General features: G+C 47.2%; 17 protein-coding genes and 3 pseudogenes. 5 read left to right on the top strand and 15 right to left on the bottom strand.

Annotated features, from left to right (window positions below; genetic code table 11):
- Nucleotides 1-921, bottom strand: coding sequence for a carbohydrate ABC transporter permease (locus L0M14_RS23430; protein WP_235123015.1), 921 nt, complete (start codon nt 919-921; stop codon nt 1-3).
- An 86-nt stretch (nt 922-1,007) separates the two neighbouring features.
- A complete protein-coding gene (locus tag L0M14_RS23435) occupies nt 1,008-2,354 on the bottom strand; it encodes an ABC transporter substrate-binding protein (RefSeq protein ID WP_235118919.1) in 1,347 nt (448 codons plus the stop codon).
- Nucleotides 2,355-2,638: 284 nt separating this feature from the next.
- Between L0M14_RS23435 and L0M14_RS23440 the strand changes: the two genes are divergently transcribed.
- Together L0M14_RS23440 and L0M14_RS23445 are read left to right on the top strand one after the other, a co-directional pair.
- Nucleotides 2,639-4,756: a methyl-accepting chemotaxis protein gene (locus tag L0M14_RS23440; RefSeq protein ID WP_235118920.1), complete on the top strand. Its 2,118-nt coding sequence runs from the start codon at nt 2,639-2,641 to the stop codon at nt 4,754-4,756.
- 309 nt (nt 4,757-5,065) lie between these two features.
- Nucleotides 5,066-5,982, top strand: a pseudogene (locus tag L0M14_RS23445) (ArsR/SmtB family transcription factor).
- Nucleotides 5,983-6,068: 86 nt separating this feature from the next.
- Here the strand turns inward: L0M14_RS23445 and L0M14_RS23450 are convergent.
- The 3 genes from L0M14_RS23450 to L0M14_RS23460 form a co-directional block, all read right to left on the bottom strand.
- Nucleotides 6,069-6,374: a hypothetical protein gene (locus L0M14_RS23450; protein ID WP_235118921.1), complete on the bottom strand. Its 306-nt coding sequence runs from the start codon at nt 6,372-6,374 to the stop codon at nt 6,069-6,071.
- Between the two features lie 103 nt (nt 6,375-6,477).
- On the bottom strand, nt 6,478-7,149 hold the full coding sequence (locus L0M14_RS23455; RefSeq protein ID WP_235118922.1) for an NAD-dependent epimerase/dehydratase family protein: 672 nt from the start codon (nt 7,147-7,149) through the stop codon (nt 6,478-6,480).
- 16 nt (nt 7,150-7,165) lie between these two features.
- Nucleotides 7,166-7,963 (bottom strand): RDD family protein, encoded by a 798-nt coding sequence (locus L0M14_RS23460; protein ID WP_235118923.1) that lies wholly within the window; start codon nt 7,961-7,963, stop codon nt 7,166-7,168.
- A 65-nt stretch (nt 7,964-8,028) separates the two neighbouring features.
- Between L0M14_RS23460 and L0M14_RS23465 the strand changes: the two genes are divergently transcribed.
- Nucleotides 8,029-8,418 (top strand): stage II sporulation protein M, encoded by a 390-nt coding sequence (locus tag L0M14_RS23465; protein WP_235118924.1) that lies wholly within the window; start codon nt 8,029-8,031, stop codon nt 8,416-8,418.
- Nucleotides 8,419-8,420: 2 nt separating this feature from the next.
- Nucleotides 8,421-9,020 carry a stage II sporulation protein M gene (locus tag L0M14_RS23470; RefSeq protein WP_350340524.1) on the top strand — a complete coding sequence of 200 codons (600 nt, stop codon included), beginning with the start codon at nt 8,421-8,423 and terminating at the stop codon, nt 9,018-9,020.
- Here the strand turns inward: L0M14_RS23470 and L0M14_RS23475 are convergent.
- The 6 genes and pseudogenes from L0M14_RS23475 to L0M14_RS23500 form a co-directional block, all read right to left on the bottom strand.
- Nucleotides 8,998-9,333, bottom strand: coding sequence for a hypothetical protein (locus L0M14_RS23475; RefSeq protein WP_235118926.1), 336 nt, complete (start codon nt 9,331-9,333; stop codon nt 8,998-9,000). The genes L0M14_RS23470 and L0M14_RS23475 overlap by 23 nt on opposite strands.
- 56 nt (nt 9,334-9,389) lie before the next feature.
- A complete protein-coding gene (locus L0M14_RS31660; RefSeq protein ID WP_311198922.1) occupies nt 9,390-10,283 on the bottom strand; it encodes a DUF58 domain-containing protein in 894 nt (297 codons plus the stop codon).
- 37 nt (nt 10,284-10,320) lie between these two features.
- Nucleotides 10,321-11,240 (bottom strand): annotated as a pseudogene (locus tag L0M14_RS23485) (AAA family ATPase).
- 5 nt (nt 11,241-11,245) lie between these two features.
- The gene (locus L0M14_RS23490; protein ID WP_235118927.1) at nt 11,246-12,787 is read right to left on the bottom strand and encodes a DUF4350 domain-containing protein; all 1,542 of its coding nucleotides are present in this window, start codon (nt 12,785-12,787) and stop codon (nt 11,246-11,248) included.
- Complete coding sequence (locus L0M14_RS23495; RefSeq protein ID WP_235118928.1) at nt 12,771-13,418, bottom strand: DUF4129 domain-containing protein; 648 nt, start codon at nt 13,416-13,418, stop codon at nt 12,771-12,773. The genes L0M14_RS23490 and L0M14_RS23495 overlap by 17 nt, the downstream gene beginning before the upstream one ends.
- Entirely contained in the window at nt 13,411-14,613 is a 1,203-nt protein-coding gene (locus L0M14_RS23500; protein WP_235118929.1) for an MFS transporter, read from the bottom strand. Before L0M14_RS23500 ends, L0M14_RS23495 begins: the two co-directional genes overlap by 8 nt.
- 281 nt (nt 14,614-14,894) lie before the next feature.
- Here L0M14_RS23500 and L0M14_RS23505 point away from each other — a divergent pair, with 281 nt between their 5' ends.
- The gene (locus L0M14_RS23505; protein ID WP_235118930.1) at nt 14,895-15,203 is read left to right on the top strand and encodes a hypothetical protein; all 309 of its coding nucleotides are present in this window, start codon (nt 14,895-14,897) and stop codon (nt 15,201-15,203) included.
- Nucleotides 15,204-15,256: 53 nt separating this feature from the next.
- Here the strand turns inward: L0M14_RS23505 and L0M14_RS23510 are convergent, their stop codons facing one another.
- From L0M14_RS23510 to L0M14_RS23525, 4 genes and pseudogenes are all read right to left on the bottom strand, one after another.
- Nucleotides 15,257-16,858, bottom strand: coding sequence for a sensor domain-containing diguanylate cyclase (locus L0M14_RS23510; RefSeq protein ID WP_235118931.1), 1,602 nt, complete (start codon nt 16,856-16,858; stop codon nt 15,257-15,259).
- Nucleotides 16,859-17,013: 155 nt separating this feature from the next.
- Nucleotides 17,014-17,664, bottom strand: a complete 651-nt coding sequence (locus L0M14_RS23515) for a ThuA domain-containing protein (RefSeq protein ID WP_235118932.1) — start codon at nt 17,662-17,664, stop codon at nt 17,014-17,016.
- Between the two features lie 47 nt (nt 17,665-17,711).
- Nucleotides 17,712-18,410 carry an SDR family oxidoreductase gene (locus L0M14_RS23520; protein ID WP_235118933.1) on the bottom strand — a complete coding sequence of 233 codons (699 nt, stop codon included), beginning with the start codon at nt 18,408-18,410 and terminating at the stop codon, nt 17,712-17,714.
- A gap of 91 nt (nt 18,411-18,501) precedes the next feature.
- A pseudogene (locus L0M14_RS23525) lies at nt 18,502-18,959 on the bottom strand (VOC family protein).
- Between the last annotated feature and the right edge of the window lie 106 nt (nt 18,960-19,065).

Here is a 19,065-nt window from a genome sequence, read left to right on the forward strand (position 1 = left end):
TTAGTCCTCCTTATTAAACAATCCGAAAATTTTTAATTGCAGCATATTCAGCAGCAGCATGAAGGCGAGAAGAACCAGTCCAATCGCAGAACCCATACCAAAATTATTTTGTTCAATGCCTTGCTGATATATATATCCAACCATCGTTAAACCAATATCGTTCGGTGAACGGTTACCGCTCCAAAGCATGTAGCTTTCAATAAACATGGACAAACCACCGAACACGCTAATCGTTAAAACGTAAATGGTTACAGGCTTAAGCAAAGGGACTGTAATACGAGTAAACTTGGTCCAAGTTGTAGCACCATCGATTTCAGCAGACTCATACAGCTCTGCAGGAATATTCTGAAGTCCAGATAGAAAATAAATAATATTTACACCCAACCAGCGCCAAGTAGCCAACAGCACCAGCGTTAACATTCCGAATTTAGCGCTTCCCAGCCATTTCATTTTATCTACGCCGAATACACCTAACAGACTATTTATAAAGGAATTTTCTAATTCACCAAACATCATGCGGAAAATCGTACCCGCTACAACGACTGACACCAGAGCCGGCACGAACAGGGTGGATCGGAAAAAGTTTTTAAAGATCATCATTTTAGAATTTAAAAATACAGCAAATACAAGCGGAAGCGGAATTAAAACAACCAACGTTAAAATGGTATAAATAAAACTGTTATAAATTGCTCTGTAAAAATGGGTGTTAAACAGCTTCTCATAGTTTCTTAAACCTATATATTTTGTTGCACCCGGCAGCACTTCCTGAAAACTCATTTGAATGGTAGATAGTACCGGATAGGCAAAGAACACGAAGAATGTAATTAGAAAAGGAAGCACAAATACGTAAGGCGCGATCGTTTTGGAGTATAAAAAGCTCGTTCGCTTCGGCGCATTGGCCTTTGCTGTTGTTACAGACATCTGCTGGTCCACCTCATTTCCTCCCTTCTTTAAAGAATCACTAGCCAGGCTCGATGCATGGCTAGTGATCTTTACTCCATCTTCAATTATTGATTGCGGACTTCGTCTGCAACTTCTTTTAACACCTTAGCTGGATCTTCCAGATCGTTAATGATTTTAAACTCTGCTGTACGTTTTACTGCATCGATAACAGCTGGCGTTTTCTCACCGATATTCACCGGCTTAATCTCGTCTTTCACTGTGTTCAACGTATCGAAGATATTGTCTCCGAAGTAATCCGTGAATTTGTTTTTCTCTTTCAAAGCTGGATCGTTCCATACATCGGAGCGAATGGGGTCAAATCCAAGCTGCTTCCAAATTTCGATAGCGCCTTCTTTGGAAAGCTTCGCATAAGCCAAGAATTGCTTCGTTACATCTTGTACTTTAGATTGTTGAGTCACAACGGTACCTGTTCCGCCCATACCTGCGGAGCGTGCGCCGCCTGGTTCCCAAGCTGGCATAGGTCTGATGATGATTTTGCCTTTCAGGTCAGGCATATAGTCTGTGAAACGACCCATGTACCACATTGGCATCCAGATGGAAGCGGCACCGCCCTTGTTCATGAAGGCATAGTACTCTTCCGCATGGTGGAAGCCGCCTGGAGCAGGAACTGCAATTTTCTCTTTCACCAGATTTTGCAGATAAGTCATTGTTTTAATGTTCTTCTCGTTATCAAGCGTTACGCTTCCGTCTTTGCCCAATAGGTCTGAATCCTGCTGTGCAATAAGCGGCCACATGGACCATTGTTCGGTTGCTTCAACTGTTGTCATTGGGATGCCTGTTTTTTCAAGCACCGTCTTACCTGCTGTTTTGAAGTCATCCCATGTTTTGATATTATCCGGATTCACCCCGGCTTTATCTAAAATCTCTTTATTATAGTAGATAACAGAAGCGCCTACATGGTAGTCAATACCGTAGTATTTGCCGTCCTTTGCATAAATGTCGAGGCGGGATTTTACGAGATTATTGATTTCCGGCTCGATAATATCATTTAGCGGAGCCAGCTGAGGCGTTCCTTTTAAGTAGTTGGCGAATTTTGTGATTTCGATATCGGCCATGTCAGGTGCACCAACACCGGTTTGCAGCGCTACAAGCAATTTGTTATGTAAATCATCATATGGATATACGTTACCTTCGAATTCGATGGGCTTATCTGGATGTAATTTGTTCCACTTTTCGGCCATTCCTTGATAATACTTGGAGTGAAGCTCCTGGAAAGTCCAGAAAACGATTTTGGTAGGTTTGCCAGCCGCCGTAGTACCCGCTGTTGCACTTGGGCTGTTTGTTTCAGCTGGAGAACTTGCCGCAGGTTTGCTGTCAGATTTACTGCAAGCAGTAAGCGCTAACATAGAAGCCATAGCGACGGTTAATACTTTAAATGTCGTGTTACGCATTGATTTTTCCCCCAATCAATTTTCGTTTTACTTTATAACAATCGTTTTAGATTTGTCTAAAACAATTTATATTCGTATGATACATCCCTATCCAACCTTTGTCAATACCAATTATGAATGCGCTTTATCAAGCGTTTATTCCTTAGGTTAATAAATGTAAGCGCTTCATATGTCGTTGACAATTAATTCTATCCTATGGTTTTATTATAGCATATACTAAGATAAACAGTTTTTTATAAGTTTTGTTTTATTATTACATAAATAAAGAAAAGGGTGGTTTTACAATGAGACCAAGATTGCGGGCACTTTCTTTCATCAAAGGCTCAAACAAAGATATCAAACTGAAGTTGACTGCCTCATTCTACTCCAAACGTAAGCTATCGAGCTTAAGCAGTAAACTCTTTCTATCCTTTTTCACAAGCATTCTCGTGTTCACACTCACGGTCGGTATGCTCTCTTATTTCTTCTCCAAAAGTATTCTTCAAAAGCAAATGGAAAACAACTCGTCACAAACTGTTGTGCAGCTGGGGCAAAAGCTTGATTATTATTTCAGCATCTACAATAGTCTTAGCAGACAAGTCCTGCAGGATCGAAACATGGAAACCGCTTTGTTGAATATGAAAAAAGAACCTCTAACCTCCTTTGCATACAGGGACAACCAGTCTAAGGTGAAGAGCTTTTTGAATTCCATTGCTATTGCGGAACCCTCCATCCAAGGCATACATATTATCGGCAGCGATGGGGTCGACCTGCGAGTATCTGACAGAATGTTTAATGACGAGAGCATTGCTCAAACCGAATGGTTTAAAGCTTTGCAGAAAGGCGGTCTGAAGCCTACTTGGCTTCCTACTCGTCAAGATGGTTATTCACGCGTCACCAAAACCTATACGTCCAGTTTTGCCATGGGCCGTCAGATGAATGGCTTACAATCAGCCGAACAGCTGGGCTACCTGGTTATTGAAATCAAAGCCGACAGCCTTAAGGATCAGTTATCTGGATTATCCGAAGACAGCAGCATATACGTACTCGACGACAGTCAGCATATTGTATATCAAGATGGAGGCGATTACGGACAAGCCTATCACTTTGCATTCCCAGATAACGTAGAGAATAGCACGAACACAACCTTCTACTCCGACGACCACAACTACTTGGTGACTTCGTACAAATCTCCCATCACCCACTGGTCGATTGTGAGAGAGGTGCCGGTTTCCGTGATTGTAAGCGAAACGTCTACGATTCTTTCTGTTACTTTAATCATGTCAGGTCTATCCTTCCTTGCCGCCCTTCTCGTTGGATTGTATGTTGTTCGTATGATCAGCAAGCCATTATCCAAGATGAGCATGTTTATGAAAGAAGGCGCTCAGGGTAATCTGAACGTTCGCACCCATTTTCGCAAGGACGATGAAATCGGTGAGCTCGGACGTTCCTTCGATACCATGATGGAGAACATGACCGCCCTAGTCAAACAGACAGACGGATCCGCTTCTCATGTTCTTCAAGTAGCCGATAAGCTGCTCTCTCTTTCCGAAGCAACCAACCGTTCTACGAAAGAGATCGCCGCAGCTAGTGAAGAAATCTCTGCTGGATCGAATGTGCTCTCCTCGGAAGCGGAGAAAGTCAGTGAATTTACCGATCATTTCAGCAAGCGTCTTCAGGATTTTGCCAAGGCCAATGAAGTCTTAGAACACTCTGCCTTACATGTAAAGCATTCTAGTGATAAAGGCTCATCCTATCTATCCGAGCTTTCCATTCAAACAAGGCAGACCGAAGCCATGAACCGCTCCATGAATCAAAAATTTATTGATTTTCAAACCAGCACGCAATCCATTCAAAAAATTCTAATTCTAATGAAAAACCTGACCTCACAAACAAATATCTTATCACTTAATGCCTCTATTGAAGCTGCCAGAGCAGGAGCGGCCGGAAAAGGGTTTAACGTCATTGCCGATGAAATTCGTCAACTGGCCGAGCAATCCAAGCAGTCTATTGAAATCGTATCCGCGACGATTCTGCAGCTGCAAGCGAGTGTAACGGACATTGTGAACGAGCAGCAAGCCTCATCTGTATTATTTGAGAATCAGATTGAGCAGGTACGCAAAACCGATGAAATATTTAATGAGGTTAATAACGATATGGAGGAGTTTATTCAGCAGCTTCAGACGGTTTCGACCACCTTACATACGTTTATTCAATCCCAGCAGACGTTGTCCGACTCTATTCACAACGTAAGCGCTGTAGCCCAGCAGTCCTTCGCTTCATCCAATCTTGTTGCCAACATGACACAAAAACAAGCGGAGGCCAGCTATGAAACCGTTGACTACTCGCAGCAATTAGATCAATTAGCCAAGCAGCTGTCTGCCTCGCTGAAGCAATTCCAAATTCAAATTAACAAGGGATAATGAGACCGGCCCCCTCTTACATGGCAGCATCTAAGCAATATAAGCAGAGATTGTATGCCCGTGCTTACCGATTACTAGGTATACAATCTCTTTTAGATTAGAAATATATAAAATAAATAATTTACACGAAAATTACCAGCAAAATCCCATCCATATATAACCAAGAAATCGAATTCAAAGAAGGATCTCTACCTTTATTTTAAATTTTTTATGATAACTTTCACATTTTTCGCGATTTAGGGCTATTATTTTTGTAATTTTACGTATATCATTTATGATAAGTTTAAAATAAAAAGGAGATCGTTTCTTATGATCTATATTAAAGAACTCCGTTCTGGTTTAAATATATTTAAAGCATTAAGCTCAGAAATACGTATTGAGATCTTAGAACTCCTGGCAAAGAACCAAAGCTTAAATCTGAATGATCTTGCCGGCAAGCTGAACTTGACCAACGGCGCTATCACTATGCATATAAAAAGCTCGAAGAAAGCGGCTTGATTGAAATCAACACCGCGGTAGGCAAACACGGTATTCAGAAAATTTGCTATTTGAACGAAGAAAAGCTGATGGTTGATTTGCGAAGCAAAGAGACGGAGAACCTCTATGAGGTGAACATCAAGGTTGGCCACTACAGCAACTATCAGGCTCTTCCTACCTGCGGCCTTGCGACAAAGGACAGCATAGTCGGCGATTTTGACGACCCGCGCTACTTTGCAGACCCGCAGAGAATTGATTCACAAATCATTTGGCTTTCTGAGGGCTTCCTTGAATACCGAATTCCCAATTACTTGAAACCGAATCAGAGCTTTAAGGAGATTCAATTCTCCATGGAACTGAGCTCGGAAGCTCCTGGGTTTTGCAGTAATTACCCCTCTGATATTTACTTTTCCATCAATGACAAAGAACTAGGCTACTGGACCAGTCCTGGGGATTTCGGCGATACACGCGGTACCTTTAATCCCGATTGGTGGCCGCCGCATTTAAATCAATACGGTGTCCTTAAGTTGATACGGGTGAATGAAGAGGGCAGCTTTATCGATGGCTGCCGCATCTCCGACGTCACACTTGCCGATATAAACCTGGATTACAAAAGCGAAATCAATTTCAAAATGGCCGTTGACGATAGATCCAAAAATAAACGCGGGCTGACCATTTATGGTCAAAACTTCGGGAACTATAATCAGGACCTCCTCGTACGAGTCCTGTATACGGATTTTGAAGAATAAGGATTCATGGATGATAGCAAAAAGAGCCGTAAGGGATATTTCCCTCGGCTCTTTTTGATGTAAGGCACGGATTCCTTTGGCTATTTCTACTCAAATTCTGGGGCTTTTCTCCATTCTCCTACTATAGGCATCGTTACTATGATACGGTCCAGAATCCCAAATCCTGCATAATATGTTCGATCCCATTCTCGCGCGCTATGCTGCACATACATTTCATGATACGAGAACAATATATAATTCTTACTTCTCACAAACATCTGCTGGGAATTGTCCATGTTACTCGATACAGGTAGATACCTTGAACGTATCCACTTTTCAAAATCCTCGGAATTGGGATTTGTCCAAATCAAGAGCAGCAGTACAACAGCCAATAGAAAGGCAAAAACTCTCATAAGGAAGGCTCCTTTCCATCATGACTTGTACTCTACCATATGTATGGTGTGTATAAATCATGATTAAGGAAAGCGAGTCCTGCCAATCCCAATTGAGTTATGACTACGCCTTAGCTGCCAACTCTTCAATGAGATCCGAGGTCCACACGTGAGTACCTGTCATATCGGAATTGACAGCCTTCATCATGGCCAAAGCAATATGCTTCGCCTCAATAGCCCGATATTGGCGCATCCCCCCGATCATAAGCGGCTCTACGAGCCGCATTACAGCAGCAGCAAGTTTCTCACCGGAACGGTTCTCGATTCGTTGTCCAAGAATCAGTGATGGTCGCAAAATGTGGAGCGTACGCAGGTTTAGCTGCCGAAGCCCCTGCTCGACATCCCCCTTGACCCGACTGTAGAAGAACATCGACTTCGGATCAGCCCCCATGGCTGAGACAATGGCATATGCAGCCGCGCCGTACTGCTTCGCCAAGTTCCCCAGCTCCAGGGGATACTCATGGTCGACCTTGCGGAATTGTTCTTGACTTCCTGCCTTCTTGATCGTTGTTCCTAGTGCGCAAAACACATGAGCTCCCTGCATATTTTCACAAGAGATGCAGTCTTCCAGATGCTCGTAATCCACGATGATTTCCCTGAGTTTATCGTTCTTACTCCCGGTAGAGGTCCTGACCAGAGTAATTACCTTCTCGTAGTTACCGCTGCTAAGCAGCAGTCCGGTCAATTCTCGGCCGACCAAGCCCGATGCCCCAGCAATAATTGCCGTATGTCCCAACCTGGATACCTCCCTCTTACACTTCCCAGTCCTCACGCAGCTCTTGATAGACCGCGATCACATATGCCGCTTTGTCCGGATACTGTTCATGATCAAGCCCCAATTTATGAGCAAAATGTGCGGCAATCGGAGCGCTCAGCTCTTGAAGCTTGGCTTCATGAAGATTCGGCAGCCGTTCCGCCCATGCATGTAGTAAGCTCCAGTCCTCAGAAGTTACAGCACGCTTTTGAATATCATCCAACAACACATGCGGGATGCTGCCGCTCCGTTTGGCAATAGCCCGATCAATTCGTTTCCTTCGTTTTAAGCGTTCCTTGCGCGTCTCCATTACAACCATCGTACCTGCAACCATATCCCCGATTCGCTTATCGCGTGAACTAAGCAGTATCGTGACTGCTCCCAGAAAATAGCCGCTGGGCAGCATATCCAGTAAGCGGAACAAGTTACGAATCACGATGGACAGCACAGTAGCTGACTGCCCGTTATTTTGAAGCACACGAACCCCTATGATCCTTTTGCCCGGTGTCTGCCCGCCCATGAAAGCTTCCGTACCGATCAAATACCCTAAATTTAACAAGAGAAAAAAGATAATGATCAAAGCTAGCACATAATCTCCCATATCGAAGGACCAACTACCTTGGAGCAAACGGCCGACTCCGACTGTAAATAGCACGAGAAGAAAGTTTACAACCGTCAGAATAAAGCCGTCGACCAAATGAGCTAGCGCCCGGCTGCCGAGCCCAGCGGTTTGAAACTGCAGCTGAACCTGCTCAGGCGTAACGATCATCAGTTCTTTATCCGTGGACCCATTCATAGCATCTCCTCGCAATTCCAAAATTATGGTAAACTGTAAACTGATAAAAGCTAAAGGGGGTAAGCATGGAACTAACACGTTTTATTAAGGAAAACAAATCGATGTGGACGGAGCTCGAACAGCAGCTGGAGCTGTTGGATAAACGAAGCGGCAAGCTGCAATCCGGCCATTTGGACCGTTTCACCGAATTGTACAAAACGGTATCCTCACATCTGTCAGCCATGCAGACCTACAGCCCGGCGGATGAAACGACCGTATACTTGAACCATCTCGTATCCCGCGCTCACAATGCGATGTATAAGGAAAATAACAAAAGCGGCACGCAGCTTAAAACGTTTTTTCTGCACCATTTCCCACTCCTCATTCAGGCGAGAGGCTGGTTTGTTGTCGCAGCGCTGCTCTTATTTATTCTTGGTGGTCTGCTAGGCTTTCTCTCCGTCCGTCAGGACCGTTAAACATTCACTTTATCATGCCCGGTCAAATGGCTGACCAAATTGATCCTTCCAAGACTGCTGATCCGCGGGGCGATCTGCATAGTCCGCTGATTTCGACAGCCATAATGACCAATAATATTCGCGTAGCGGTCATGGCTTTTATCAGCGGGGTCACCCTAGGCTTCGGCACTGCTTATCTGATGATCAGCAACGGACTCATTGTTGGAGCTCTAGCTGCGGTATTCATGCAATCCGGCAAAAGCTATGTATTCTGGGCCTACATTCTGCCTCACGGTATTATCGAGCTGAGCGCCATCTTCATCGCGGGAGGAGCTGGACTGTACATGGGCTACCGCTTCTTCGTACCGGGCCCGTTTCCCCGCAGAGCGAGGTTCCTGGAGTCGGCCAAAGAATCAGCTCAGCTGCTGATCGGAACGGTTCCTTTGTTCGTGATCGCAGGAATTATTGAAGGCTATATCACACCTTCGACACTCTCCCTGGAAGTTAAATACTTGATTGCAGGGGGAACCCTGGTCATCCTGGCCCTCTATTACATGTACGGTGCCCGGAATGTAAAACAAAAGAATCGAAACCACTCTGCTATAAAGCATCCTTCGACTTAAGCTCTAAGTAGGCATTAACCGCAGACAACGTTAACTGGTCGGCAGGGACATCCATAACAGGGATGCCTTGACCGGCCATTTGCGCTGTATACTGATGCCGATCCAGGGCAAATTTGTGGGCAACACTTTGGATGTAGGCTTCTCTGCTGGTTTCAACCTGCACCCGAGCCCACTCATGCAGCAGCGGATCGCTAAGAGATAGCATCAGTACATAGTGCGCTCTACGAAGCCGGTGTGTATAAGGAAGCAGCTCCTTGTTGTACAAATAGCTCTCCATATCGGAGAACAGAACAACCAGGGATCTTTTTTTCAAATACTTCATCAAGTGATTCATCGCGATCGAATAGGAAGATTCTACAAAGTCCGCTTTCAGGTCATAGACGGCCCGCGTAAGCTCATGCAGATGCGGCAGCCCCTGCCAGGCGGAACATAAACCTTCATTCGACTGGAGAAAGCCAGTAAAGCCACTTGATCCCCTTGCTTCAGGGCAACTGCAGCCAGGGTCAAAGCTGCTTCCAGCGTTCGATCCAATTTGATCTGACCGTCCAGTTCAATCCCCATCTGTCTGCCGCAATCAAGCAAAATCGTGACGATTTTTCCTTTTTCCGGCTGAAATAAATTCGTCATAAGCTTGGCTGCGCGAGCAGATGCTTTCCAGTTCAAATGCCGCACATCGTCCCCTTGCACATAATCCCGAATATAGTGGAACTCTGATCCGCTAGTCTGCTTCCTCGCAATGCGGTGGCCGTCCAGAATCAAGGTATTCTGTACAGCTCCTAGGACCCCTCTGACCTGAGATAAATCCGGGTAAATGTCAACCCAATCGGATAGCTCCAGCTTCACTTGCTTCTTCCATAGCTGAAGTCCCCCCCAGTAGCGGAGATATATGCTTTTAAATTCGTATCGGCCTCGTTCCAAAGCCATCGTTGTATAAAAAAATGAAGCTTTACTCCCTTCCATCCGTCCGCTAAGCCGGTTAAGCACTGCACTGAAGGGCGCCGGTACATCGTCCCTAAGCTCAACATATCCAGACTGAGGCTCACTAGTGCTCAACTCAATGCTTACTTCAAAGCCCTGCCTCACATCCGCTTGATCGGGTATATGCCTAGTCACACTCCAAACCTGCCTCTTCGGAAGCAGCAGGACATCCACAACACTTAAGACGAGCAATAGCGCATTGCAGCTCAGGAATACAGGAAGCCCTTGCCCAAACACCGCTCCAATCAACGTAAGTATTGCTCCAATTGCAGCAAGCACGATCATTCGCTGAGTAGGTACAACAAATTCCTGCAGGAAGAACCTACCTGGGAACGGGAATAGAACCGAGCGTTTCTTGGATGATGTGGTCACTGGTTCCCCCTCCAATTCCGTCTGAGGCGTCAAAATCAGCCTGTGCCGCAGCGTCGGCCGCGCGACCATTTTGATATCGTCAGGTGTTACATAGCTTCTTCCTTCCAACAGCGCCCATGCCTTGCTGGCCATAAGCAGCGCAATGCCTGCACGAGGACTTGCCCCGAGCTGCACCTTTCTGGACTCGCGGGTTTTTCGAACGATGGTTGCCATGTAGGTATAAAGGGAATCCTCCACGACAACATCGGCAAGCTGCCTTTGCAGCTCATGCATTCGCCCGGCATTCATAACGGCTTCTAGCGAAAGCTCCTTCTCTTTAAAAAAAGGCGTATGCTGGCGGAGAATCTCGACTTCCGCTTCTTCTCCCGGATAATCCAGCACAAGCTTGAATAGGAACCGGTCCAGCTGCGCCTCTGGCAGCGGATACGTTCCTTCGTATTCGACCGGGTTCTGCGTCGCAATCACGAAGAACGGCTCCGGAAGCGGATAGGTCGTTCCTTGTATCGTGACCTGCCGCTCCTCCATCGCTTCCAGCAGCGCAGCTTGCGTCTTAGGACCGGAACGGTTAATCTCATCGGCAAGAAGCACGTTCGTAAAGATAGGTCCTTGAATCGTAGAAAATTTACTGTCGTGCATATGATAAATCACGCTGCCGGTAATATCCCCGGGCATTAGATCAGGGGTAAATTGAATCCGACGGAAGTCCCCTCCCGAAAGAGCTGCGAGTGTACGCGCCATCTTCGTCTTCCCCAGCCCCGGCACGCCTTCCAAAAGGACATGCCCTCCGGCAAGCATCGCAGCCGCCAGCAGTCTGATGTTCAGCTTCTGCCCATACAGTCGCTGCTCCATCGCTTCTATTAGTTCTATCATTCCGCTCACTCCTTCTCCAAGTAGGCGATGATCTCGCCCATGTCGCGCGTCCGCGTAACGAACTCGCGGACGCTCGTTCTCGCGCCCCGCTTCGCCGGGGGCGCTGCCGCGATGCCGCCGCCGTCAGCCGGCGGCTCACTGCCGAGCAGGCGCGCCAGCCGCGCCGCCTGCTCCTCAGGCCAGCGGGCGCGTGCTGCCGCAAGCGCCTGCTCAGTACTTGCGCTGGGGCTTAGCCCCCAGCGCCGGTGCAGCAGCTGCCGCAGATGCAGCTGCTGGTGCCTCAGCGCCTCGTCGCGATAGCCGAGGCGCTCGTACCAGGCGGCGACGGCCCGCAGGGTCTCGTCGCCGCGCCGCACCGTCCACGCCCGCGGCGTGTGGACGGGGCCAAAGCGCTTGCCGCGCAGCCAGAGCCACAGCAGCAGCGCGATGCCAAGCTGCGCGCTGGCGAGCACCAGCCACGCGGGGTAGATGGCCAGCAGCCCAGGCTTCGTCCCGTAGCCGTGATGGGTCTCGTCGACCCACACGGCGCTCCAGGACTTCGTGAACTGCGGCCACAACAACTCAAAATGGGAGTGCTCCAGCACCTTCCCATTGAACAGCCACTCCGGCGTCAGCATGACCGTCATGCTGCCTGCGCCGATCTGCATGCGGCTGGCGAGCGTGCCGCTCCCGTCAGAGAACAGCACCGTGCCGCCGCTGCCCGGTTTGATCCGGTATGAGGTAGCCACCTCACCGGTCAAATTCTCTCCATCTGCGTCCATTCCTAATTTGATGGAGTGCACGGCGGGAACCGACGCTTCCTCTCTGTCGAACAAAGCGGCCACTCCCGCTTCTCCCTCATCATCATCTGCATGGATATCTGCACTTGAACTTGCATCTTTACTTACATTCGATTTGACTCTATCATCCGTATTTGCACTTGAAACGGAATCTGCAGTTGCATTTGCATTTGCATTTGTATCTTCACTTTCACTCGACTTCGCACGCATTTTCGTATTCGCACTATCATTCGCATTGTCATTCGCATTATCATTCGCATTATCATTCGCATTATCATTCGAACTATCGTTCGCATTGTCGTTCGCACTATCATTCGCACTATCACTTGAGCTCGCATCAGTATCTTTATCTGTTTCTGCAGTTCCATCCGCATCCACATCTGCTCCCAAACCCGCATCGCCTTCTACACGCTCAACCTCAAACTCATGCCAAGCTTCGGGATGCTTCTGCAAAAGAATGAAGTCGTTTCCCTGCTCCACCCATTGCAGCACACGATCTTTTTCTGCTTTCGTGATGCCCTCAGGCTCTACGGCAACCAGCATCATACCGCTGCCCTCAGGCAGATAGTTCCAGTCCAGACGCCATTCCTTCACCTTCTGATGCTTACTTAGCAGCTCACGCCAAGCTTTTGTTCCGTCCCGGTCGGCAGAGAATGACAAGTAAGGAGGTTGATCGGGCAGGGATGGCCTGACAACGACATAACCCAGAACAAGAAATAATAGAGTGCTGAGGGCGAACCCCATATGCAGCTTATTCAGCCCTCTCATGTCCGAGGCCCTCCTCTCGTCCGATGACTTGAGCAATCTGCTGGTAGAACCGCGTAAATTGCTCCTCCGTCACCTCTTCCTTGCCATACCAGATTCGATCAAAGACAAGAGAGCTTTCTTGAAATACAGGAACCAGGGACGGCTCCTTCTCTTCCAGCTCGTCCCTATACTCCCAGTTCGTCTTCCACTTTTCCACACGGAGCGCCTTTCCAGCCTCCAAATAAAACAAGAGGGAGAGATACGTGTAACGGACGCCCTCCCTCCATTGGCGGGTTAAACGGCTTGCATCAGCCTGCCTCCAGTACTCATTGTAAGACCTGCTTAGCTCGCCTGCCGGAAGATATGCGGTGCTGCGGACACGCTTTTGCCTAATGATTTGTTTGGAGAACCAGTATATCCCATACCCTGCAATGGCCAGCAGGACAATCATCACCGCATACGTAATGAAGTCCCCTGAGCCCTTCGGAAGATGAATGTCGGGCAAATATTTTCGGATCTTGTGCCATAGCGGCTTCAGCCAATCCCAGATCGATCCGTGCTCCTGCTGGTTATATACGGTATACTCCTTGTCTTGCAGAATTTGACTCAGTTGTTCTTTGTCCTCTGACACTTGTTGAACGGAGTTAGTCATGCTTTTTATCCGAATCCTCTCGCTGCTCATCTAGAGCAGGTTCCTTTTCACCAGCTGCTTTGTCAGCGCCATTCTCATTGTTCTTGGTTTCTTCAGCTTGCTGTTGATTCCCGTTACCTGCTTCACCCGCTTCTCTTTCATGGGGTAAATGATTAACCGGGTTAATGCTTTCAATACCATCCTTCCACTCACTGCCACTAAGGCCTTCCATTCCGTTTACTTGGTTATGTACCACACTTTCAATCATTGCCTCTAGACCCAGACCCTCGTTGCGAACCTTTAAATCAAAATAGCTAAGTGCATAAGGAAGCAGCCATAGAGGAGAAATGAGAATACTAAGCAAACTGCCCAGTAGTTGGGCAAATAACCCCGCTCCCAGCACTGCCGTTACTAGCAATTGAACCACTGTCAAAAACAGATATAAAATCACGACGAGTACGAAATACATCAGAAACAAGCGCCAGAACTGCTTTCTTGTCAATCTCCAGCTTTGTCCCAAGCCGATCAGATCTTCCCCGCTCGCCACTACTGCAAGATAATAACCCCAGCGAATGAAAAAATAAGAGAAGGTCAGCAAAAAGCCGATAAACAGCAAAATAAAGAAGATGATCATGGATGCAGCCGCTCCACCGCCGACAGAACCGTTAATCGACCCAGAAACGCCCGCTCCAAAAATAAAAGCGACAGCTAAAAGCATCATGACAATCACGAATCCAAAATAAATACCAACCATAATCATCAGGTTAATGACAGTACTGCCTACCATAGGCCAAAACCTGCGGAACGATTTCTTCAGCAGTCCTCCCACACCTGGAACCTCTTCACCGAATAATTCCGCTCTAATTAGATGTATGGTGGAAGCCACCGAAGCCGGCATGAGACCCAGTAAAAAGATCGGAAGCAGCAAGAAAACGAAAAGCAGATTTTTGGCGATCTCTGCCGGCGAAGTAGCGTCTTGTAAAGATGAGCTCGACTGCAAAATGTCCTGCCAGGATGCCCCTTCGCGAATTTGATTCAGAATCGATGACGTCGTGAAAGCTGTTTCTTGATAAAGCAGCAAATTTTGCAGTAAATAATAAGGCCCGTATAAAATTAACATGATTAATGTTAGCTTCACAAAATGCTTACGGTATAGTTGGAAGCTTCTATCCAGTATCCTACCAATCCCCATTGGTTTTAAAGACAAATTCAACATGCAATTCCTCCTAAATTTGGAAATTTGACAGACTCTCTGCCTATTATACACGAATCACCCAGGAATCTGACCATATAAATGAAACAATTTTCAAGCCCGAAACGTCACCTTACGTTCTTACGTACTATGGGAAAAGAGGTTTCTGCAACCTGCAATGATTTTACAAAGGGGGAGTTTGGGATGGCTGTGATTGTGAGGAATCAAGTGACGGGTAAGAGGTATATCCTGATCGGAGCAGGCCTTGGAGTGAATCTTTCCAAAAGCCTAATCTAGTTGGAGGTATGCTGTCTTCACAAGATGAACATGGAAAGCTACCCGCCTCAGCGGTATGTGATGAAACCGGAACCATTGTTTGGTTCCCGACAGAGGAGCTTAAAGTGGTCTCTATAGAGGGGCAGGATATAAGTGATATCTTAAAAGAATTGCACGATGAGCCTGCGCCATCGCCAGAGGCTTCGTGCTTCCATGAAGCACCGCATCCGGAGGAGTCGTGTCCCGCATGCGGCGCGCTTCTTAAGCTTAGTGATATGGAGTGTCCGTCGTGCGGCATTGTGTTTCTACAAGAGATTAAAGAAAGTTCCGATAGTTAAATCCTTCAGCGAGAAAGCTGACGACCTCCAGACTACCTGCAGGTATACGAATTCTATTCAGCTAAAGCGACCCGATTTCTTCCGCCGGTCTTCGCTCTGTATAGAGCCTCATCCGCACGTGATACGATATGCTCCAGCAGTGTGCTACCTTCTATCATGCCGGCTTCCGAATATTCGGCAACGCCCAGACTGGCTGTGATCGAGACCTGAATTCCATCCTCTTCATAAGGATGATTGATTAGACGCAGCCTAATCTTTTCTGCAAGCTGCAGGCTTTGCTCTGCGTTTTTGTTCAACGCAAGCAAGATAAATTCTTCTCCTCCATATCTGGCCACAATCGTATGCTCATCGGCATACTGGCGAAGTAGCATGGCCACATGGCGAAGGACACGATCTCCTATCAAATGCCCCCGCGTATCATTAATTTTCTTGAAATGGTCGATATCCAGCAAAATCACCGAGCAGCAGTTCCCCGCGTTCACACACGCTCTCAACCGATCACTGCCTTCTAGCATGATATACCTGCGGTTGAAGACCTCCGTCAACTGGTCTACCATTGCTGAATGCTCGAGCAGCGTAATGGTGTCCTTCAATTTGCTTGCCATCGTATTATAAGTCTGGCAAAGCTGGCGAAGCTCAACAGGTGCGGTCCTGATCGCTTCCTGATTGATTTGATAACTATAGTTGCCGTTTTGGATGATTTTGGTTCCTTTCACGAGAAAGTGAATAGGCTTTTCGATCCTTGATGCCAACGTAACCGTCGCGGCAAAGCTCAAGACCAAGACAATTAGCATAATTAATATTTCCGTAATAAGAAGCTGATTCAAGTTCTCGAATACTTCTTCCTCCGTAATTTCTCCTACCACTGTCCAGGCACGACCGGAAGACCACTGGTATTGCCCGTATACGCGCTTTCCGTGAAAGCCTATATAAGCTTGATCTGATTGAGCATCGGCTCTAGCTCTGCGGAGTATTTCTGTATCCATCAGTTGATTGGCGTCGGATTTGTTCGGCCCTGACATCGTGACGATTTTCCCTTCACTGTCAAGAACGTATACCTCTCCCGTTTTTCCAAAGCTGAGCTGATTCATCAGCTTGTCCAACAGGTCCGTGCTGACCGTGCCCACTACCGCCCCCGCGAACTGACCGTATGAGTCGAGTACTGGAGCCGTGAACGTGATGATGAAATTACCTGACTGTTTGGAGGTCAAAATGCTGGAGATAAACTTTTTTTTGTCACGTGCAGCCTGAAAATAAGATCTGTCCCCCAGAAACATACCTGTATTAGGATCTTTCGAAGACCTGTAATATCCATCAACATCTACAAAGAAAAGAAGATCAAAGTCCGATTGGATTCGGCCATACGCTTCAAAATCGGATGTAAGCAGATCGATACGATGTTGGACAGCATTGTCAGATAAGGCAAATCGCTTAATTGTATCCATCCGTTCCTGACTCCACCGTTCGATATACAGGCTTTGAATAGACACGACCTGCTTCAACTGTTCTCTGGTCTCTAGCAGTCTGTCGGCTTTTCCATTTATGTAGAACGATACAATAATCGCAAGGCCTAATCCTATGATGATAAGACCAACCCAGAAGCGGAATCGTTGTTTAATGGTCTGGTTGGAGAAATATGAAGATAGCAGCTTCATGAGAGCGTTTGACCCCTCTTTATCTATAATTCATTTATTATAACTCATTTGAAGTGAGTCAAGAAAGGACAGCACCTCCTATTTTTCGACAAAAATAGAGACTTTCCTTAGGAAAGTCCCTGTTTGTTGATTACATATCGCTTGGAATAAACGCCTTACTTGCTTAAACACCAATCCACGCATGAAGCCAATACCTGTAATAGTCCTGCGTCCAACAGCCCTTCCTCCGTATGAGCAGGTGTGAAGCACACGACACGGCCCTCTCCGGCTTCATGCCGCCAACCAGCTATCGATTCCCCATCCTTGGAAGCCGACAATAAGAATACGTCTGTCCGGCTGCGGTCACAGTGCACGAAATAATGCTCATCCATAATGGCAAATGCAGCTTGGTCCGCCGGTTTGCCTCCCAATAATTCCGTATAGGATACGAGGCTATGCTTCTCAGGATGATATTCGAAATACCCCCGCAGCATACCTACATAAGCACCGTCAGGTGAGTAGGAAGCCAGCCCCGAATGCCAACCCAGCCAGGCTCCTCCCTGCTCGACATATTGTACGATAGCCGCTTCCGTCTCTTCGTTCATCCATCTATGTACGACCTCGTCCTGGGGGTTCAGTCGATCTTCTTTGAAAAAAACAACAGCATCCGGCTTGCTCTCCATCGCTGCTTGCAGCTGATCTTCACTGAGATATTCGATCTCGACCGAACGCTCGTCAAGCTGCTTCTGCAGAGCGGTCTCGAGCGAGCGTTGGATAGGCTCTACCGGATGATAAAAATCTCCGACGATCGCAATAATCCGCTTCATAGCATCCCTTCTCCCTTCACTTCATTATGACCCTCTAAATGCCCCTCTTAAAGAGGCATCGCTTCCCCTGTATGATCCACAAACACCTGATCATGGGCAGGAACGACCTTCCTGTCCATCAGGTCCAGTATTCCCTTAGCCGCAGCATAAGGATCTCCCGGAGCAGCTGCTCCGCCCATATCTGTTTGAATCCAGCCCGGATGCACCGCATACACCTGTACACCTTCAGCTTGGAGACTACGTTTGATCTGCAGCGAGAAATAATTCAATGCAGCCTTGGTCAACGCATACGGATAATCGCCGCCATAAGCACCGGCTGTACTGCCCGCTTCTGAGCTAATATTGATGAAGGACGATTTGCTGTCTTTAACTAGCAGCGGCAAAAAATGCTTGGCCACAAGCATCGGCCCGAACAGATTCACGGCAAATGAATCGGTTACATCTGATAATGCAAGCTGCTCAATCGGCACTGATCTTCCGAGCAAAACAGCCGCATTGTTGATAATAGCATGCAGACTGACTCCCTCTTCCTTAAGCACTTGAGCCGCGGCTGCAACGGATTCCTCACTAGTGACATCCAGAGCTACCGGCTTTATCCGCGCAGAATTCTCCTTTTGAAGCTCCTGCAGCTGCCCGGCAGCAAGCGGATCCCGTGCTCCCGCATAAACCGTATATCCCCGCTCCACAGCCAGCTTGGCTAACGCAAAGCCTAGACCGCGGTTAGCACCTGTTATGAAGATATTCATGTCCTGCCTCCTCGTGACTAACCTTTTTCATCTCTTTATTCTACTCTGCAAGTTCTCTGTATCCCGCTTTCCGCCAATTTACCGCGACGCTTTATTTCTTATCGTTCTCAAGCAGCTCAATCATGAGCTTTAATTGCGGAACCGTATCCAGGTAAGCGTATCTTCCTCCTGTATACTCACCCTTTTGCAGCAGCGGCATTTGATGCTTTTCCAATACTGCGATTTTTTCTTTCATGCCGTCAATGATAAACGCGATATGATGAAATCCTTCCCCGTCACGGTCCAAGCAATCCCGCCATACGCTGGGTTTTTCATCAGGTTCAATCAGTTCAAGCTGAAGGGAGCCCATATCAAAAAAGCAAGCTTACATCTGGCTTCCGTTGGCTGACCGTTGTACTCCGTTTGCGCAACATCCACCGTATCGGTCCAAAACCACTGTGGCTTATCTACACCGAAAAAATCAGCATAAACTTGACTTGTTTGTTCAATGTCATTCACAAGCAGTCCGATTTGCGCAATTACTTTCGTGCCTAATAGGTTTTTATCCATTGGAAATCTTCCTCTCTAAAAATGAATGTTATGTATTCGTTAAGAATCCGCCATTTAGGCAAAGATCCAATAACAACAGGTTTAGCCTTGCTTTGCTTATATAAAC

It is taken from the genome of Paenibacillus hexagrammi (genome assembly GCF_021513275.1).
GTDB lineage: Bacteria > Bacillota > Bacilli > Paenibacillales > NBRC-103111 > Paenibacillus_E > Paenibacillus_E hexagrammi.

Excerpts from the sequence above, each read along its gene's own strand:
- L0M14_RS23510 (WP_235118931.1), bottom strand. The coding sequence starts at position 16,858 with ATGAAGCTGCTATCTTCATATTTCTCCAACCAGACCATTAAACAACGA.
- L0M14_RS23435 (WP_235118919.1), bottom strand. The coding sequence starts at position 2,354 with ATGCGTAACACGACATTTAAAGTATTAACCGTCGCTATGGCTTCTATG.
- L0M14_RS23465 (WP_235118924.1), top strand. The coding sequence starts at position 8,029 with ATGGAACTAACACGTTTTATTAAGGAAAACAAATCGATGTGGACGGAG.
- L0M14_RS23490 (WP_235118927.1), bottom strand. The coding sequence starts at position 12,787 with ATGAGAGGGCTGAATAAGCTGCATATGGGGTTCGCCCTCAGCACTCTA.
- L0M14_RS23440 (WP_235118920.1), top strand. The coding sequence starts at position 2,639 with ATGAGACCAAGATTGCGGGCACTTTCTTTCATCAAAGGCTCAAACAAA.
- L0M14_RS23500 (WP_235118929.1), bottom strand. The coding sequence starts at position 14,613 with ATGTTGAATTTGTCTTTAAAACCAATGGGGATTGGTAGGATACTGGAT.
- L0M14_RS23505 (WP_235118930.1), top strand. The coding sequence starts at position 14,895 with ATGCTGTCTTCACAAGATGAACATGGAAAGCTACCCGCCTCAGCGGTA.
- L0M14_RS23460 (WP_235118923.1), bottom strand. The coding sequence starts at position 7,963 with ATGAATGGGTCCACGGATAAAGAACTGATGATCGTTACGCCTGAGCAG.
- L0M14_RS23430 (WP_235123015.1), bottom strand. The coding sequence starts at position 921 with ATGTCTGTAACAACAGCAAAGGCCAATGCGCCGAAGCGAACGAGCTTT.
- L0M14_RS31660 (WP_311198922.1), bottom strand. The coding sequence starts at position 10,283 with ATGATCGTGCTTGCTGCAATTGGAGCAATACTTACGTTGATTGGAGCG.
- L0M14_RS23515 (WP_235118932.1), bottom strand. The coding sequence starts at position 17,664 with ATGAAGCGGATTATTGCGATCGTCGGAGATTTTTATCATCCGGTAGAG.
- L0M14_RS23520 (WP_235118933.1), bottom strand. The coding sequence starts at position 18,410 with ATGAATATCTTCATAACAGGTGCTAACCGCGGTCTAGGCTTTGCGTTA.
- L0M14_RS23495 (WP_235118928.1), bottom strand. The coding sequence starts at position 13,418 with ATGACTAACTCCGTTCAACAAGTGTCAGAGGACAAAGAACAACTGAGT.
- L0M14_RS23450 (WP_235118921.1), bottom strand. The coding sequence starts at position 6,374 with ATGAGAGTTTTTGCCTTTCTATTGGCTGTTGTACTGCTGCTCTTGATT.